Origin of the sequence: Buchnera aphidicola (Melaphis rhois), assembly GCF_005080745.1 — a bacterium.
Lineage (GTDB): Bacteria > Pseudomonadota > Gammaproteobacteria > Enterobacterales > Enterobacteriaceae > Buchnera_B > Buchnera_B aphidicola_AT.
On record NZ_CP033004.1, the window covers coordinates 469095 to 489191 of the forward strand.

Below are 20097 nucleotides of genomic sequence, written 5' to 3' on the forward strand. Positions count from 1 at the left end.
ATTTTATATTAGAAAAATTTAACATAAAAGAAGAAGAAGTTATCACATTATTTAAAATAATAAGAACATCTCAAATTACATTCGAAAATGATATAACTAAAATAAAATGCAAAATACTAAGTAAAAACGAAGAACATATTTTCAATCATGGACAAAGGAGAATATTTCTTGGACAGGCAATAAACGATTTCAATCATTCAATATGGAATGAAATTGTTCCTAATAGTGATTTTACCGAAAAAAATTATAAAATATTTTGTAAATTAACAACACTAATACTATTATTAAATCAATGGAAAAAAAAATTATCTACTTCAAAATCATTAACATCTTGGAAACGAACGTTCGAAAAACTACTGAAAAACTTTTTTATAGATAACGATATAAACAAAAAAGAAATAATATCTATTAAAGAAAGTTTTAATAAAATCATTAATCCTGGTATTAAAGAAGGCTACAAAAAAAAAATTCCCGTAAAAATATTAAAACACGAATTACTTAAAAATGTTTCTAAAGAAAATAGTAAATATAATTTGTTTTGTGGAAAAATTATATTTTGTAATGATTTTATATTAAGAAATATACCATTTAAAGTGATTTATATACTAGGAATGAATGAAAAATTTGTCATTCAAAAAAAATTTAATGAAAAATTTGATTTAATATATAAAAATCCTAGAATATGCGACCCATACATAGATAATAAATGTAAATATTTATTTTTAGAAACTCTGTTATCCGCACAAAAAATATTAATTATAAGTTATCATACAACATCTAAAAAAAATAATTCAAACGTTAATGCATCTTACATTGTCGATCAACTTTTTTTATATATCTCAAAAAAATTTTATATTTTTAAAAAACATTATAATAAGAACAAAAAAAATGATACGAAAATGTTATTTTCTCATCTATATTATTTTCATACAAATGAACCCTATAATATTAAGAATTTTATTTTAGGATATAAATATCAAAGTTTTAATAAAACATGGCTAAATATTTCTCAAATAAAAAACACGCATAAAAACCATTTCTTTAAAAATCTTCGAAAAATTGAATATAATAATATTAACATTTCTGAATTAATTACTTTTTGGAAAAATCCTATTAAATATTTTTTTAAAAAAAGACTTCATATTACGTTAAATACTATTAATACTATTAATTTATATCAAGAAAATTTTGGAATTACTAAACTTAATAATTATATAATCAGTAGTAATATGATTGATTATTTATTAATGCGAAAAAATACTAATCAATTATTTCTATACTATCAATATAAAGGTATTATACCACGTGGAAATTTAGGAAAAATATATTGGAAGAACAAATTATCTATAATAAAAAGTTTATATAATAATATTCGTTTAGTGAAAACAAAACTCAAAAAAAAAGAATTCTACATAAATATTAATAAATATACTTTATATGGATCATTAAATAACATAAATACAACAGGATTATTGCGATGGAAACCTGCAATTATACAAAACAAAGACATGATTTCCCTATGGTTAGAACATTTAGTATATTGTTCTATATATCAAAATGGAAATAGTATAATACTTGGATTAAATAACAAATGCTTAACTTTTGAACAACTAAACACAGAACAAGCAAAATATTTATTAAACCAATATATAATGGGATATATAGAAGGAATGAATATTCCTATATTACTTACTAACTCAGGAATAAACTGGTTAAATTCTATATACGATAAAAACAACAAAACAATCTCTAATGAAAAAAAACGAATATACGAATCAAATAAAAAAATGATAACAACATGGATAGGTAATAACTGGCAACAAGGAGAAAAAGATGACTTATATTTAAACAAAATAATTACTACTTTAGATGAAAATAACATATCTAACATGTGTAATATAGCTAAAAAATGGATACTACCTATATTAAAACATATTAAGTAAAATAGTTAAAAAACATTAATTATAAATGATAATCAATCAATTAACATGCAATAAAATTTATGACAAATAAAATATTAATATCTACATTAGACATAATTGATTTACCTCTATCAGGAAAGATGTTGATTGAGGCATCAGCAGGAACAGGAAAAACATTTTCTTTAATTATTATATATTTAAGATTAATATTAGGAATTGGTAAAATAGATAAAATTCAACGACCATTTTTAGTACAAGAAATTTTAGTAGTGACATTTACAGAACACTCAAAAGAAGAACTAAAAAAAAGAATAAAAAAATATATTAATTATTTCAAAGAAGTATGTATAAACAAAAAAAGTAACGATACTACACTACAATATTTATTTAATAAAATTAAAAATGTAGACAAAGCTATTAATTTATTAATACAAGCGGAACAATCAATAAGTGAACTAGCAATATATACTATACACGGATTTTGTTATCAAACATTAACAGTTAATACATTTAGCTCTAATATATATTTTCAAAAAAAAATAATTACTAATAAGTATAATTTATATTTAAAATCTAGTAATATATTTTGGAATCAATATTTTTATAATTTATCAGATAATATCTCTAACATCATTATAAAATATTTTCAGAGTCCAGGTTCTATATTAAATAATATTTTACCTATTTTGTCATACGACGATAATATAAAAAAAATATCCAAACGAAAAAAATTAAATATAATTCTGTTATATAATAAATTAATTAAAAAAATAAAAAATATAAAAAGTCAGTGGTTAAATTATCACAAAGAAATAGTCGTATTAATTAATCAATCTAATGTAAATAAACGAAGTTATACTAAATCTAATTTATCAAGGTGGATTAATATTATAACGATGTGGTCTTCTAAAAGTACGAAAGATTTCGACGTTCCTAAAGAATTAAAATATTTTCAGCAAAACTATTTAATTTCAAAAACTCCTATTGGACAAATTCCTAAAAGTATTATATTCGAAATTATTGAAGAATTCCTAAAAATAAAATTTTCATTAAAAACCCCATTCCTTATAGAAGCTATAATACAAATAAAAAAGATATTCAACAAAGAAAAAAAAAACAAGAAATATTTGAATTTGACGATTTAATTCAATCTCTCTATAAAATTTTAAATAAAAAAAATGAAAATATCTCAAAGATTATTAAGCAAAAGTATCCAATATTACTTATTGACGAATTTCAAGATACTAATCGTCATCAATATAAAATATTTGAAAAAATTTACAAATCCCAAGAAGATACATGCATTTTAATGAGTGACCCAAAACAAGCTATTTACAGCTTTAGAGGGGCTGATATCTCATATTACTTAAAAGTTAAAAAAAGAATAAAAAAACATTATCAGCTTAATATTAACTGGCGATCTTCTAAAGAAATGGTAGAAAGCATAAATTTATTATTTTTAAGAATAAAAAATGTTTTTCTTCTACCAAATATTGATTTTATTCCAACAAAATCAAGTTATCAAGAAAAACAAATAGAGTTTAAAATAAATGGAATACTTCAACCAGCAATACGTTTTTTGTTTAATGATAAACCAATAATAAATAAAAATGAATACGAAAATTGGATTTCTAAAGCTTGTGTAAACTACATTTCATTTTGGATTAATGAAGGAAAAAAAGAAAATGCTATTATTATAAAAAATAACAAAGCCAAATTCATATCTGCAAAAGATATTTGTATATTAGTAAACAACAAAAGAGAATCATCTATTATAAAAGAAGCACTACACGCATCCAATATCCCCACGACATTTCTATCTCAAAAAACAAGTGTATTTCATAGCATTGAAGCATTAGAACTATTATGGATTTTTCAAGCTATTTTAAATCCAAAAAACGAATTCATATTAAAACGTGCTTTATCAACTTCAATTATATCTAATAATAGTTATGATATCGATATTCTTACAAATAAATATTCAACATGGTCTAACGTAATCAATGAATTCTCTGAATATCTAATGATTTGGGAAAATATTGGTATTGAAAATGTTATTTATAAAATAATAAAAAATTACAAAATAAGTGAAAATAATCATGTCCCTAATATTACCAATATACTTCATATTGGAGAACTACTAGAGAAACAATTTAATAAAACTAAAAAAAAATATATCTTAATATTTTGGTTAGAAAAAAAAATAGAAAAAAAACAAGATATTCCCGATACAGATTATATAAGATCAAGGAACAACAAGAATTGTATAAAAATTACTACTATTCATAAATCAAAAGGATTAGAATATCCAATAACATGCATTCCTTTTTCTATAACTCCTTATAATTTTTGCTCAGATATAGACAGTACTAACAATACTATGTCAAATATTACAACGAGAAAAAAAATACTATCAGAAAACATGCGTCTTTTGTATGTAGCATTAACTAGAGCAATTGTTCACTGTTGTATTGGGATTGCATCTATACAAAACGATAAAATACTAAAAAAAAATAATTATTCTAATATTTATAACAACGCTCTAAAGTATGTAATTCAATTAGGAACAGAGTGCAATTCTAAACAATTAAATATAATACTTAAAAAAATAAGCTATAATCAAAATATAGAAGTAAATTCTATAATACCACACTTTAGTACTATCAGTACAAACTATACTGAAAATAAAATAAATGCAAATACTAAAAAATTAACTAGAATACTAGAATATAACTATGACATAACTAGCTATTCTAAATTAAAAAAAAACTATGGCTTATTAACATTTCCAAAAAAAAGTCATATTACATGTGTACACAAAAATATAAAAATCAATTCTAAGGAAAAAAACAAAAATGTAACACCACATTCTCTTCCAAAAGGAAATATTTTTGGTATATTTATACATAAAATTTTAAAAAATATTAACTTTCATGAAATAATAAATCAAAACTGGATATCTAATCAACTCGAAAAAAATAACTTTAATAAAACCTGGGATGTAGTACTAAAGAACTGGATTAACACAATTCTAAATACACCATTGAATCATTCCAATCTCGTATTGTCACAACTACATCCAAAAAATTATATAAAAGAACTAGAATTTTTTTTACCCATAAAAAATAAAATAACAGATATGAGATTAAATAAAATTGTTAATATGTTTAATCCAATCCTAAATACAACAAAAAAAATATGTTTCGATCCTATAAAAGGAATACTAGTAGGATCAATAGATTTAATTTTTAGATGGAAAAAAAAATATTATTTAGTTGACTATAAATCTAATTGGCTAGGTCATTCAATATCTGACTATAGTAAAAAATCGATACATCATGCAATCACTACAAACTTTTATGATCTACAATATCAATTGTATAGTGTAGCTTTACATAGATACTTAAGCCAACGTATTAAAAATTACACTTTAAATAAATATTTCGGAGGAATTTATATTCTTTTTTTAAGAGCTATGGATAATACTAACTCACAACAGGGTTTATTCTTTACATTACCTGAATCAAAAATCATAAAAGATCTAAATGACCTTTTTAAATAAAAGTTTAAAATGAATGAAAATTATATATTTATTAAAACAGGCTATTCAAAAAAATATAATAACTCCATTAGACCTATATTTTTCCATTGCTATACATGAAAAAAATAATGTATCATCACAAACACTATTATTATCTGTTTGTGTTCATTATTTTATTCGAATAGGTCATACCTGCCTACCTATTACAACATTGAAAAATCAAAAAGTATTTAACACAACAAAAAATAAAATATTAATTAACGCAATCTGGAAAGAAGCAAAATTATTAAAAAAATTAAGACTAGCAACATTAAACAATAAAATAATCAGCAATGGGTTTTATCCAACACCCTTAGTTTTTTACAAAGAAAAAATATATTTTCATAAAACATGGATAGCAGAAAAAAAGGTTTTTAATTTTATATCACAATCAAATAACTATAATACGACAAAGCTTCACCATAATAAAAAGAAAATAATGTCTTTATTACATCAAAAAACTGAAAATTTACAAAAAATTGCAATAATATTGTCAATAATTAATAAAATAACGTTTATAATAGGAGGCCCAGGAACTGGAAAAACTACGATAGTTGCTAAGATACTGATAGCTATTACTATAATGTCTAATAAGAAATTAAATATTCAATTAACAGCACCAACAGGAAAAGCTGCAAATAATTTAACCGAAAGCGTAAGAAAATCTATATCGCAATTATCACCTTTATACAAAAAAAATATATCAATCAGTTCTGCAATTACTTTACATCGTCTTTTAAAAATCAGTTCAGAATATAATTCATATTCCGAAAAAATACATCACTCTTTAAATATAGATGTATTGATTATAGACGAATCATCTATGATTGATCTTTTTACTATGGAAAAATTAATCGATAATATACCAAAAACGACTAAAATTATATTTTTAGGTGATCACTATCAGCTACCATCAATAAACTGCGGACATATTTTAAAAGATATATTTAGTTATTACCAAGAAGGATATAGTGAATGTATTATAAAAAAAATTAATCTCTTCAATGTTTTCGATATTAATAAAGTTAAAAACTATAAATTTTCTAATATAAATAATAAGATATGTATCTTAAAAAAAAATTATCGTTTTAAAACTCAATCAAATATTGCTAAAATATCTACTGAAATTCAAAAAAACAAATTAAATAATCTCAAAAAACTATTTCAAAATATCTATAAAGACATTAAGTTTTTTCCTTTAAATACTGTCAAAGATTATGAAGAAATGATTTTAAATTTAACTTTAAATTATACAGATTATTGGAACAGCTTGAAACAAAATGCAAATCCTAAAGATATCATATCTATTTTTAACAATTGTAGATTAATGTGCATTTTAAAAAATAGCTGCTTTGGAGTAAAAAGACTAAATTTAGAATTAGAAAATGAAATGAAAAGAAGAGGATTAATTAAATATATTACAGTTAATAAAAAAAATGTATATTTCGGGCAACCTATACTGATTTTAAAAAATGATTATTCTATTAAATTATATAATGGAGATATTGGCATTATTATGTATGACGATAAAAAAGTTTTAAAAGCATGTTTTTATATTCAAAATAAAAATAAAATTAAATTTATACCCATTAATTTACTACCAAAATTTCAAACCAGTTGGGCAATTACAGTTCATAAATCTCAAGGATCAGAATTTTTACACGCAATTTTAGTATTACCTAATATTTATTCATGCGTTTTAACTAAAGAATTAATTTATACAGCAGTTACTAGAGCAAAACAAAAACTAACTATATATAGTAGCAAAAAAATATTTATTAAATCAATAAAAAATGAGACTAAGCGATATAGCGGGTTATCTATAAATGAGCGTATTTATTAATTAGTATAATTAATACCCAAACTAATACAGTTATATATTTTTCTGAATAATAAAAAATATTTAAAAAAAACTGTTAATAACAATTATTTAAACTACATACGTTTGGTTGCGGGAGCCGGATTTGAACCGACGACCTTCGGGTTATGAGCCCGACGAGCTACCAAACTGCTCCACCCCGCGATTTATCTTGATATTATACTCATTTTATATAAAAGATACAATCTTTTTTTAATAAAATATAACTTTAAAACGAAAAAATGAAAAAAAAAATTAGAATAATAACGATACTACTATTAACACTAATAAATTTATATGCATCTAAAAATATCCACAGTAAAATTATCTACAATACACAAACTCAAAGTAATTATGATAATATATGGAAAAAAGATCTTAACGCGTCTATTAAACAAGAAATTAATAATAGAAAGGAATTCCTTATACAAATAAAAAAAATAAAAAAATTTTCCCCTTCTTTATACAAAAGTAATATGCGTCTATACCAATCAATTAACAATTGGTTAAAATTAAATAGTAAAATTAAACAATTAAAATCGTTTGAAATACAGTTATATAAATTAAAAAACTTAAATAATTACGGAAATATAAAAATTACAAGTTACTACACACCAATTATTAATGCTAGAAAAACACCAAATGAGACATTTAAATATCCAATTTATAGTATACCTCATCTTTCAAAAAAATATAAACGTTTACCAAATAGAAGAGATATCTATCATGGTATACTAAAAAAAAAACATATTTTAGCATATAGTAACTCTCTCATCGATAATTTTATTATGGACGTTCAAGGAAGTGGAATTATTAATTATGGACTAAATAAACCTTTGATGCTGTTTAAATACACGGGGGAAAATAACTGGCCTTATACTAGTATTGGAAATATTTTAATTAGAAATGGATCTATTAAAAAAGAAAACATGTCTATTAAATCAATTAGAGACTGGAGCAAGAAACATGTACAATCGGAAGTAAAACATGTATTAGAACAAAATAATTCATTCGTATTTTTTAAACCAATGAAATATAAATCAATTTGTGGTGCTAGTGCTGTCCCATTAATTCCAAAAACCTCTATAGCATCAGATCGAAGAGTAATTAAACCAGGTGATATTATACTCGCAGAAATACCTATATTAAATGAATTTGGAAAATTTACTTATACATATGAAACTAAACTTTTAATATCGTTAGATGTAGGAGGAGCAATTAAAGGACAAAAAATAGATATCTATCAAGGAATAGGGGAAAAAGCTGGTATTATAGCTGGATTTTATAATCACTATGGACGTGTATGGATTTTAAAACATAAATAAAAATCAAAAATTAAATACATAAAAATATTACAAATTGTACATAAATATAACATGAAAATTATAAAAGAAACTACTTTAACAAAAAAAGCAAAAATTGCTATAATCATTAGCAGATTTAATCACTTTATTAATCAAAATCTATTGAATGGAGCACTCGACGTTCTTCAAAGAATTGGACAAGTAAAAAAGAGGAATATAACTGTAATATATGTTCCTGGAACATTTGAAATACCTATAATCGCTGATATATTAGCGAGCAAAAAACAACACGATGCTATTGTTGTATTAGGGACAATCATTAAAGGAGGAACTAAACACTTTTCTATTTTATCCAAAGAAGTAAGTAAAAAAATTTCTAATATTAGTACTAAATATAGAATTCCTATTGCTTTTGGCATTATCATCGCAAATGACATTAAACAAGCTATCGAAAGATCGGGAACTAAGATGGGCAACAAAGGATCAGAATCAGCATTGGTAGTATTAGAAATGATAAATATTATTAATAAGATAATAAAATAAGTGAATACACGATCTTTAATAACTAAAATAATTTTGTATTTTAAGTCTATAATACATATATTGTAAATGTAGTAAAAATGTTCAATGCAATTAATATAGTCAATTAAAAACTTGATTAAATACAATTTTTATAATTATTAACTAATTAAATATACTAAATAATATAAATTTTACTAATACAGTATATAATAAGACTAAAATAAATTCTGATGTTTTCAAATAAACACTATACAAAATACAATTTTGCTAAATAAAGTCAAAAGTTCAGAAATCAATATACAAACATTATTAATATGTTATACATTAAAACTAATCATTAAAAAAATAAATATAATAAGTACTAATTATATTAAGATATATAAAGTATTAGATATAACTTTTAAATATTAGTAAAACTTATCATAAGTTTTAAAAAGGTTGTTGAATACATTTTATGATACTAAAACAATATATAAATTTTAAATTACTACCATTAATAAAATCAGAAAACATTTTATTATACTAAATATATAATTTTATCAAATATATCATATTTACTTTAAAACGTTATGCATTTGCATAAACAGAACAATTATTTTTATAATAATAATTAATATTATTAAATTAAAAAATGTTATATATTTAAATATAAAGATAATCTTTCAACGACGAAACTATTATGTAAGATATTTATGCAATATACTATTAAAAAAGATATCTTTTATATGAAAAAAGCAATAAAAATAGCAAAAAAAGGAATATTGACTACATCACCTAATCCAAACGTTGGATGCATAATAGTCAAAAATAATACTATAATTGGAACAGGATGGCATAAAAAATCTGGAAATTATCATGCAGAAATATATGCTTTAAAAGAAGCAGGAAAACATGCGAGAGGAGCTACAGCATATATTACTTTAGAACCATGCAGCCATTTTGGTAAAACACCTCCTTGCTGTATTCAATTAATAAAATCAGGAATTTCTAGAGTAGTAATATCAATAATAGATCCCAATCCTAAAGTATCCGGAAATGGAATAAGATGGCTAAAAAAAGAAGGAATTATAGTGATAGTAGGGATACTTTCTAACGAATCTAAAAATATAAACCAAGGGTTTTTCCAGAGAATGAAAACTGGCATTCCTTGGGTAAAATTAAAATTAGCAAGTTCAATTGACGGAAGAACTGCATTAAAGAACGGATTAAGTAAATGGATAACCTCATATAAATCACGACAAGACGTACAAATGTATAGAATACAATCTGATGCTATTATTAGTAGTAGTAGTTCTATCATCACTGATGACGCACTATTAACCGTAAGGTACAAACAAATAAAAAAATTTAATAATCTACATATAAATAATAAAAGCAAAATAAAACAACCACTTCGAGTTATTATTGATAGTAAAAACCGCGTTCAACCATCACATAAATGCATACAAGAACCAGGAAAAATATTGCTAATAAGATTAAAACATGATAATAATACTTGGCCTAAACATGTTGAACAAGTAATATTAAATAATACAACATCACAAATTAATTTAATTGAACTCTTAAAATTATTAGGAACACGTCAAATTAATACAGTATGGGTAGAGTCAGGAGCATCTCTATCTGGAGCTTTTTTGAAATTAAACATCATAAACGAATTAATTATTTATATAGCTCCCAAAGTACTAGGTCATTGTGCTAAACCATTATTTGTATTAGAAAACTATAAGGCACTATCTGTAGTTCCTAAATTTAGCTTTAAAAAAATTGTTAAAATCGGACAAGATATAAAATTAATACTTATTAAAAAACTGAAAAGGAAGTAATATTTTACTTATGAAACCTAAATCGAGAAGAAAAGCGAGAGAATATGCAGTACAAGCATTATATTCGTGGCAATTATCTAATAATAATATTTACGAAATAGAAAACCAATTTTATGAAAGAAATGACATGAAAGATATTGATCTTACTTATTTTCATGAACTAATAATAGAAATAACAAATAACAAACAACACTTAGATTCATTAATGATACCCTATTTATCTAGAACTATTAACGAATTAGGTCAAATTGAAAAGGCTATTCTTAGAATTTCTTTTTATGAATTAGAAAAAAGAAATGATATTCCTTATAAAGTAACAATAAACGAAGGAATTGAATTAGCAAAATTATTTGGAGCTAAAGAAAGTTATAAATTTATAAACGGGGTTTTGGACAAAGCTGTAGAAAATATGAAAAGTAGAATAAGCTAAAATAATTTATTAATAAAAAATTTTTATTTGTTCAACCACAGCAAAATTTTTTCTAAAATTCCATTTGCATCTAATTTGCATTCGCTACGAATTTCGGTCTGTGTTCCTTGAGGAATAAATGTATCTGGAATTCCAATATTTAGAACAGGAATACTAATTTTTTCATTCATTAAAAATTCATTAATACTGCTACCAGCACCTCCTGAAATCATACCTTCTTCAAGAGTAACAAAAAAATTATGACATTTAGTCAAATTTAAAATTAGATTGACATCTAATGGTTTTACAAAACGCATATCTACTAAAGTAAAATCTAACTTTATTGCAACTTGTTCTGCAAAAATATACAATGGACCAAAATTCAAAATAGCAGTATTTTTTCCTAATCTTGTTAAAATACCTTTTCCAATTGGAATGGATCTCATTGATTGTAATGTAGTTCCAATCCCAATTCCCCTCGGATATCTCACAGCACTTGGACCTTTTCTATAATGATATCCAGTATAAAGCATTTGCAAACATTCATTTTCATTACTAGGAGTCATTATTATAATATTGGGAATACACCTTAGATAAGTTAAATCAAATAATCCTTGATGAGTTTCACCATCTTGACCAATTATTCCTGCTCTATCAATTGCAAATAAAACTGGAAGTTTTTGAAGTGCCACATCATGTATAACTTGATCATAAGCTCGTTGCAAAAAAGTAGAATAAATAGAAAGAACAGGTCTATATCCACTTATTGCTAATCCAGCAGAAAAAGTTACAGCATGCTGTTCTGCTATAGCTACATCAAAATATTGGTCAGGGAAATTCTTAGAAAAGTTAACCATACCTGACCCCTCTGTCATAGCGGGTGTAATGCCTATTAACTTTTTATCTATCTTGGCCGTAATACATAACCAATATCCGAAAATTTCAGAATAAGTAGGAACATCTTGTATTTTTTTATACATTTTACCTGTAATAATATTAAATTTAGGAACAGAGTGCCATTTTGTAGGATTTAATTCAGCAGGTACATACCCTTTACCTTTTTTAGTTATTATATGTAATAGATTAGTATATTTTTGAGTATTTAATCTACTGATGACATCAATTAACAAAAATACATCATGTCCATCTACAGGTCCAAAATATCTAAACCCTAAACTATCAAAAAAAGTATTAGACGATTTTATATCCTCTAAATACTTTTTTTGATATATTTCATCGTTATTTAAAAAGTCAGAACTTATACCAAATCCATTTTTTGATTTATATCTTGTTATCACATCATGATTTAATACGATTTTAGAAAAAAGATTATTTAAAGCACCAACGTTCTTAGAAATAGACATACTATTATGATTTAATATTACTAATAAATTAATGTTACTATTTCCAGCATGATTAATTGCTTCAAACGCCATACCAGCGGTAATAGCACCATCTCCAATCACACAAATAGTTCGTCTACCTTTTTTTTCTTTCTTTGAAGCAATAGCCATTCCTACTCCTGAACTAATTGAAGTTGAAGCATGACCTACGCCAAAAACGTCGTACTTACTTTCTTCTCTACAAGGAAAAGAACGTATTCCATTTCTTTTACGAATATTTATAATATTATCTCTCCTACCGGTTAAAATTTTGTGAGGATACGTCTGGTGACCAACATCCCATATTAAATTATCAAATGGAGTATTAAGAACATAATGAAGCGCTACCGTTATCTCTACTACTCCTAAACTAGAAGACAAATGCCCACTAGACTTACTAATAGTTTCTAGCAAATATTGACGTAATTCGTTACACAACTGAGGCAATTTATACAAAGGTAATAGTTTTAATTTCTGTACAGAATTAGCTAAATATAATGTTGGATACTTTATATAATTAAAACTCATTATAGACCCATTATAAAATTTATTTTACACGTGTAATAATATAATATGCTAATTTTTCTAATAATCGTATATCTATAGACTCATTAGATAAATTTTTTAAATATGCTAGTGAATTTTTGTATAGTATCTTTAATTTTCTTTGAGATTCTTGTAAACCGAACATCAATGGAAACGTATGAGTTTTCGAACAATTACTATAATGAACAGAGGTGTTTTTACAATTTTTATCATCTATAAAATCTAAAATATCATCTTGAATTTGAAAGGCGAGACTAATGTTTTTAACATATTGCTCTAATGAAAAAAGAAATTTCTTTTTAAATATTTTACTAGATATTACAACTAATCGTACTGAAGAATTAATTAAAGATCCAGTTTTATACAAATACATTTGTTCTAACTCGAATGGTTTAACACTAGTATTTTTCAATGACAAATCAAAAAATTGACCCGCACACATACCATGCACACCAGCAGAACTAGACAATTCTAAAATAATTTTTATTTTTCTTGCATTAGATATTTTAAATTTATCCAACCGAGACAAAATATTAAAAGCTAAACACTGCAATGAATTTCCAGCTAATATAGCGGTAGATTCACCAAACTTTATATGACAAGAATCCTGTCCTCTTCGCAATATATCATTATCTAATGATGGTAAATCATCATGAATTAAAGAGTATGCATGCATAAATTCGATAGATGAAGCTAAAACATCTACCACATTAAGATTAACCTGAAACATTTTTCCTATAATATACATCAATACAGGACGTATTCTTTTTCCGCCTAATAATACTCCATATTTCATAGCATCCACAAGTAATGTATCTTGAAAAGGTAATGTTTCCAATAACGCAAACATAAAATTATTAATACGATTTTGCTTTATACTAAAAAACTTCAACAAATCCATTTTAAATACCTATATGAAAATATAAAAATAATTGCTTATAATAATTCTTATTAACTGTAATAATATTTATATGTAATTACAAATATTATTATTTGATCAAACATCAGATAAATAAACTATATTAGTTAAACTATATACAATAAAACATTAAACACACATCAAATTTATTAAACAATAAAATATATAATAAAAAACCAATACAATTTAAAATACGCTATGTAAAACTATTTTAGTACAACAATAATATACTTATAATTATAGCAAACTTATTTATTTTAAAATAAATATAAACAAATTTTTTATAAATAACTATTTTACTATATTTGATAAAAAATAATTGATACTTCATTTAAGTTTTATTAAAAATAAATATAATAAGGTTACACTTAGAAATATCGAATATTAATTAAAAGCCATAAAAAAGATACAACTAATTCAAATAAAAATAAACCATCACTATTATAATGATTTAAAATAATACCTCCTAATATACCTCCTATAGAAGAGCCGAAAAATTGACTAATAGAATATATAGCCATAGCAGTACCTTTATATTTTAAAGGAGCATGTCTACTGACTGAAATAGGAAGAACCATTTCCAAAAAGCTAAAAACCATAAAAAATATTTGTAATCCAATAATCAGAAAAAAATAATTATTTTTAAAAAATAAAAAAATAATATTAGATACTACCAGAAAAAATATAGATAACGAAATTTCCAATTTAATATATTTATTTTTTAAATATTTACTTATTGAAAAAACAATAAAAAAAGAAAACATGATAGTAGTTAAATATATAATCCAAGAAAAATTAACAAAAATTTTAGATACATTCGATTGAACAGGTATTATAATAAAATGTAATGTTAATAATACATGAAGAAAAAAAATACTTAGATTAAATTGAAATAAAGTATAATTTTTAAATACATTCAAAACCTTTTTGAACTCATGCTTTACAAAAAATATATTATAACTAAAAAGTGGAAGTGGTATAACATACCACACTACTATAATACATATTATAGACAGCAACATACTAACTAAAAATAAAAAATGAAAACCAAACATACGAACTATAATAGGACTAAATACAATAGAAAACATAAAGCTTATTCCGAAACTAATACCTAATAAACCCATTGCTTTTGTTTTATTTCTCTCAGATATTATATCAGATAGTAATGCCATACACACTGATGATATTGCCCCGGATCCTTGTAAACTACGACCTAACATCATTCCCCAAATAGAATTACTCCTAAAACATATAAAACTACCTACAAAAAAAAACAATAAACCTAAAATAATGACGAATTTCCTTCCAATTTTATCAGATAACCACCCATAAGGAATTTGGAATATAGCTTGAAATAAACCATATACTCCAATTGCAACACCAATTAAAAACGAAGTGCTATCTTTTAAAAAAATACCATAAACGCTAAAAACAGGTAAAACGATAAACATTCCTAATACACGTAAAGCAAATACAATACATAATGCTATAATAATTCTTAATTCTATTAACGAAATATTGAACTTATTCATTATATGTTAAAATTTTTATTGTAATAATAATTATATTTAATATAATAAATTAACCATTATAGATATGATATCCTTATATTTAATAATCATAAGAAAATATATTCTCATATATAAAATATAAAAATGAAAAATAATAATGCAAAAGAAAATATATCTTGGAACGAAAATATAGCACTAAACATTGCAAAAAAAGAATTAATTAATATTACTAAAGACCATTGGGAAGTGATATATGCGATAAGAAATTTTTATTTTAAATTTAATTTAACACCATCTATGAGAGTATTAATAAAAATATTAGAAAAAAAAACATTAAAAACAATAACAAGTTGTTATTTGTTTACCTTGTTCCCATATGGACCAATTCAGCAAGGGTGTAAAATAGCAGGGGTTCCAACACCATCTAGTTGTATCTAAAATAATTAATTTTGAATGAATACACCTATTATTAATCAATAAAATCAATTGATATCATGATATTCATTATAAACATAATTAAAATAGAACAATAAAAAACATTTTTTGACCAAATAATATGTTCCTTATCGTTCTTATATTTTTTTATTGAAAGATAAAACCAAATTAGAGACAAAATTAATAAACTATAAAAAAATTTATATCCAGTACAATTTATTATTGTTAATGAACAAGTACACATCAAAAATAATAGTATAAATATATTAACGTGATATCGAACAGTTAAAAAGGGTTTAACTGCAGGAAACACAGGTATTTTAGCATTTTTATAGTCTTGTAAGTTTTTCACAAAAATAGAATAAGAATGTGGTATTTGCCATATAAAAAAAATTATGAATAAATTAACCATACATAAGTTTATATGATTAACTACAGAACAATAACCTAGAATAGGAGGAATTGCTCCAGATAAACTACCAATTATTGTTGAATGCCTTGATTTCATTTTTAGATATAAACTATAGAATACGATGTATATTATTAATGCACACGAAGCTAATAATACACATAATAAATTAAAAAACCACCCATACAAAAATAATCCAAATATTCCTAAAAAAACTGAAATATATATTGATAAATTATAAAAACAAGAATTAATAACTAAAATTCTATTTTTAGTTCTATTCATGCGTTGATCTATCTTATAGTCAATAACATTATTTAATATACAAGCAGAACTAACAACTAATGATATACTTATTAAATTTAAAAACAATAAATAATAATTAACGTTCCCTTTCGAAGCTAATAAAAAGCCACCTAGAGAAGATATCGAATTCCCGAAAACTATCCTTGGTTTTAACAGACCAAATAAAAGCATTATCATATCATTAAACTACTTATATGATAGTTTAAATGTTTCATTACCCAATACGAACCTAATAATATAATTGTAATAATTAGAAAAGAAAAAATCATAGAAATTAAATTCCATTTATGTTTATTAGAAAAGTTTAAATGAAAAAAAATCTTAATATGAACTACCACTTGAACAAGTAAACATAATACTACTAAAAAATAAGTCATTTCTTTAGAAAACAACTTTTTTATGACTATTAAAAATGGAAATAAAGTTAATATAATCAATATTATAAAACTTAAAAAATAAAGAAAATACCTATTTTTAAAAAATAAAATATTTTTTAAATAACACAAATTCATCCTATTACTCCAATTAGATAAACTTCAGAAAATACAAAAATCCATATTATGTCTAAAAAATGCCAAAACAAACTTAAACAACAGAATTTTGTATATACTTCGCGTGTAATGCCAAATCTTCTTATCTGTTTAATCATGACTAAAATCCATATGAGTGCTGAAAAAACATGTATACCGTGTACAGAAAGTAATGTAAAAAAAGCGGATAAAAAACCACTACAAGAAGGACTATATCCTTTTTGTATAAAACTATATAATTCAAATATCTCTAATATTAAAAATATCGAACCTAATAAAAACGTTATAATTAGCCAAAATATAAATTTAATCTTGTTACATTGCTTTATTTCTAGAAAAATAAAACTATAAGAAAAAGAACTAAATAATAACAATAGACTTTCTAAAATAACTACAGGAAAATTAAAAATATCTGGTCCAGATGGACCATTAGCGACATTATCTTTCATAACCATATATACAGAAAATAACGTAGCAAAAACGATACAATCACTCATTAAATATAACCAAAACCCAAATAATTTGTTGGACCATGAAATTTCTAAACTAAACGTATCTATGTTTGTTGTTTTATCAACTAAATTACTTGTCATTATTTCAATCCTAACCTTTTAAGATCACTAATATATTCATTTTCAATTTTTTTAATTTTCTTTTTAGATATCAAATATCCGTTATCAACAATAAAACTATCTGAAATTAATAAATACACAATTGTCATAAATGATAAAATACTTAACCAAAAAATATACCAAATTAAAGAGAAACTAAAGATAACAGAAAAAAAACTAATAAAAAAACCTAAACTGGTTTTATTCGGCATATGAATATCAGAATATATTATGGAATGTTCTATATTATTTCGTTCTCTTTTTTCTTTTAATTTCCAAAAATGATCACGAGAATGAACATTAGGTATAATAGCAAAGTTATATAATGGAGGAGGAGATGCAGTAGACCATTCTAACGTCCTACCATCCCAAGGATCACCTGTAACATCTCGGTTAATATCACGATCTCGAATGGATACTAACAACTGAATAACTTGACATAAAATACCTATCGCAATTAAAAAAGTTCCAAAAGAAGCTAATACCAACATAAAATGAAAATTAGGATCGATATTTTGACTAAGTCGACGAGTCATTCCCATAAGTCCTAAGATATATAAAGGCATAAAAGCACAAAAAAATCCAGAAATCCAAAACCAAAAAGCTCGTTTCCCCCATTTTTCAGATAAAGTAAATCCAAACATTTTTGGAAACCAATAAGTGATTCCAGAAAAACATCCAAATACTACACCGCCAATAATAACATTGTGAAAATGTGCTACCAAAAATACGCTATTATGTAATACAAAATCGACAGCAGGTAACGAAAGCAATACTCCTGACATTCCACCTATTGAAAAAGTAATTAAAAAACCCATAGTCCAAAGCATTGAAGAATGCATATAAATACGACCATTACACATGGTGAATAACCAATTAAAAATTTTTACTCCTGTAGGTATTGCTATAATCATAGTAGCTATACCAAAAAACGCATTTACATCAGCTCCAGCACCCATAGTAAAAAAATGATGCAACCATACTACAAACGATAAAACAGTAATCGCAATAGTCGCGTAAACAAGAGATACATATCCAAATAATTCTTTTTTAGAAAAAGTAGCTACTACTTCAGAAAATACGCCAAATACTGGTAATACTAAAATATATACTTCTGGATGTCCCCAAATCCAAATTAAATTAACATACATCATTATGTTACCACCAAGATCATTAGTAAAAAAATGAAATCCAAGATATCTATCTAATGTCAGCAGTAATAAACTCACTGTTAAAACGGGAAAAGAAGCTAATATTAAAATATTTGTACAAAATGAGGTCCATATAAATACAGGCATTTTAAATAAAGACATTCCAGGTGCCCTCATTTTTAAAATAGTTACCAAAAAATTAATAGCCGTTAAAGTCGTTCCTATTCCAGATAGTTGTAAACTCCAAATCCAATAATCTACTCCTACTCCAGGACTAAATTCCATTTCTGACAAAGGAGGATAACCTAACCATCCTGTCCGTGCAAATTCACCAATCCCAAGAGAAAGATTTATTAAAACAACTCCACTAACAGTCAACCAAAAACTTAAATTATTAAGAAACGGAAATGCAATATCACGAGCACCAATTTGCAAAGGTACTACTAAATTCATTAATCCAATTACTAGTGGCATAGCTACAAAAAATATCATAATAACACCATGAGCGGTAAATATTTGATCATAGTGATGAGGAGGTAAAAATCCTACCCCTCCTTTGGAAGAGGCTAATACTTGCTGAACTCGCATCATAATAGCATCAACAAAACCACGAAATAACATAACAAAAGCAAGAATAATGTACATAATTGCAATTTTTTTATGATCTACAGAACAAAACCACTCATTCCATAAATATTTCCATTTATTTAAACTAGTAATTTTTATTACGATAAAAATTGTGAAAAAAGTAATTAAAGAATATGTAATCATGATAATAGGATCATGATATGGAATAGCATTCCAAGTTAATCTACCAAACATATTATATTATTCCTTACATTCAAATTATTTATAATTGTAATAATAATAAAA

The 20097-nt window shown here is 24.2% G+C and carries 16 protein-coding genes and 1 tRNA gene; 9 read left to right on the forward strand and 8 right to left on the reverse strand.

The annotated features are described in order from the left end of the window. The 4 genes from D9V73_RS02105 to recD form a co-directional block, all read left to right on the forward strand. A partial coding sequence (locus D9V73_RS02105; RefSeq protein ID WP_187307821.1) for an exodeoxyribonuclease V subunit gamma occupies window positions 1-1943 on the forward strand: 1943 nt, incomplete at its 5' end. A gap of 59 nt (window positions 1944-2002) precedes the next feature. Next, window positions 2003-3067: a UvrD-helicase domain-containing protein gene (locus D9V73_RS02110; RefSeq protein ID WP_158336627.1), complete on the forward strand. Its 1065-nt coding sequence runs from the start codon at window positions 2003-2005 to the stop codon at window positions 3065-3067. Beyond that, window positions 3019-5484 carry an exodeoxyribonuclease V subunit beta gene (gene recB, locus D9V73_RS02115; protein WP_261979212.1) on the forward strand — a complete coding sequence of 822 codons (2466 nt, stop codon included), beginning with the start codon at window positions 3019-3021 and terminating at the stop codon, window positions 5482-5484. The genes D9V73_RS02110 and recB overlap by 49 nt, the downstream gene beginning before the upstream one ends. A gap of 13 nt (window positions 5485-5497) precedes the next feature. Beyond that, window positions 5498-7345, forward strand: a complete 1848-nt coding sequence (gene recD / locus D9V73_RS02120; RefSeq protein ID WP_158336629.1) for an exodeoxyribonuclease V subunit alpha — start codon at window positions 5498-5500, stop codon at window positions 7343-7345. Window positions 7346-7448: 103 nt separating this feature from the next. On the opposite strand, the gene D9V73_RS02125 is transcribed toward recD, so the two are convergent. Then, window positions 7449-7525: transfer RNA gene (locus D9V73_RS02125), tRNA-Met, on the reverse strand. A 77-nt stretch (window positions 7526-7602) separates the two neighbouring features. On the opposite strand from D9V73_RS02125, the gene mltA reads away from it, so the two are divergent. From mltA to nusB, 4 genes are all read left to right on the forward strand, one after another. Continuing rightward, window positions 7603-8685, forward strand: a complete 1083-nt coding sequence (gene mltA, locus D9V73_RS02130; protein WP_158336630.1) for a murein transglycosylase A — start codon at window positions 7603-7605, stop codon at window positions 8683-8685. 51 nt (window positions 8686-8736) lie between these two features. Further along, entirely contained in the window at window positions 8737-9207 is a 471-nt protein-coding gene (ribE, locus tag D9V73_RS02135) for a 6,7-dimethyl-8-ribityllumazine synthase (protein WP_158336631.1), read from the forward strand. A gap of 671 nt (window positions 9208-9878) precedes the next feature. Next, window positions 9879-11012, forward strand: coding sequence for a bifunctional diaminohydroxyphosphoribosylaminopyrimidine deaminase/5-amino-6-(5-phosphoribosylamino)uracil reductase RibD (gene ribD / locus D9V73_RS02140; RefSeq protein WP_158336632.1), 1134 nt, complete (start codon window positions 9879-9881; stop codon window positions 11010-11012). Window positions 11013-11022: 10 nt separating this feature from the next. Then, window positions 11023-11442, forward strand: a complete 420-nt coding sequence (gene nusB / locus D9V73_RS02145) for a transcription antitermination factor NusB (RefSeq protein WP_158336633.1) — start codon at window positions 11023-11025, stop codon at window positions 11440-11442. 23 nt (window positions 11443-11465) lie between these two features. Here the strand turns inward: nusB and dxs are convergent, their stop codons facing one another. The 3 genes from dxs to D9V73_RS02160 form a co-directional block, all read right to left on the reverse strand. Continuing rightward, complete coding sequence (gene dxs, locus D9V73_RS02150; RefSeq protein ID WP_158336634.1) at window positions 11466-13331, reverse strand: 1-deoxy-D-xylulose-5-phosphate synthase; 1866 nt, start codon at window positions 13329-13331, stop codon at window positions 11466-11468. Window positions 13332-13350: 19 nt separating this feature from the next. After that, window positions 13351-14250: a polyprenyl synthetase family protein gene (locus D9V73_RS02155; protein WP_158336635.1), complete on the reverse strand. Its 900-nt coding sequence runs from the start codon at window positions 14248-14250 to the stop codon at window positions 13351-13353. 386 nt (window positions 14251-14636) lie between these two features. Continuing rightward, a complete protein-coding gene (locus tag D9V73_RS02160; RefSeq protein WP_158336636.1) occupies window positions 14637-15803 on the reverse strand; it encodes an MFS transporter in 1167 nt (388 codons plus the stop codon). A gap of 123 nt (window positions 15804-15926) precedes the next feature. On the opposite strand from D9V73_RS02160, the gene D9V73_RS02165 reads away from it, so the two are divergent. Further along, window positions 15927-16220 carry a TusE/DsrC/DsvC family sulfur relay protein gene (locus D9V73_RS02165; RefSeq protein ID WP_158336637.1) on the forward strand — a complete coding sequence of 98 codons (294 nt, stop codon included), beginning with the start codon at window positions 15927-15929 and terminating at the stop codon, window positions 16218-16220. Window positions 16221-16251: 31 nt separating this feature from the next. On the opposite strand, the gene cyoE is transcribed toward D9V73_RS02165, so the two are convergent. The 4 genes from cyoE to cyoB are packed head-to-tail and all read right to left on the reverse strand — an operon-like array spanning window position 16252 to window position 20046. Beyond that, on the reverse strand, window positions 16252-17109 hold the full coding sequence (gene cyoE / locus D9V73_RS02170; protein WP_158336638.1) for a heme o synthase: 858 nt from the start codon (window positions 17107-17109) through the stop codon (window positions 16252-16254). Next, the gene (gene cyoD, locus D9V73_RS02175; protein ID WP_158336639.1) at window positions 17106-17444 is read right to left on the reverse strand and encodes a cytochrome o ubiquinol oxidase subunit IV; all 339 of its coding nucleotides are present in this window, start codon (window positions 17442-17444) and stop codon (window positions 17106-17108) included. The genes cyoE and cyoD overlap by 4 nt, the downstream gene beginning before the upstream one ends. After that, window positions 17441-18055, reverse strand: a complete 615-nt coding sequence (gene cyoC, locus D9V73_RS02180) for a cytochrome o ubiquinol oxidase subunit III (protein WP_158336640.1) — start codon at window positions 18053-18055, stop codon at window positions 17441-17443. Before cyoC ends, cyoD begins: the two co-directional genes overlap by 4 nt. Next, a complete protein-coding gene (cyoB, locus tag D9V73_RS02185) occupies window positions 18055-20046 on the reverse strand; it encodes a cytochrome o ubiquinol oxidase subunit I (protein WP_158336641.1) in 1992 nt (663 codons plus the stop codon). The genes cyoC and cyoB overlap by 1 nt, the downstream gene beginning before the upstream one ends. Window positions 20047-20097: the final 51 nt, after the last annotated feature.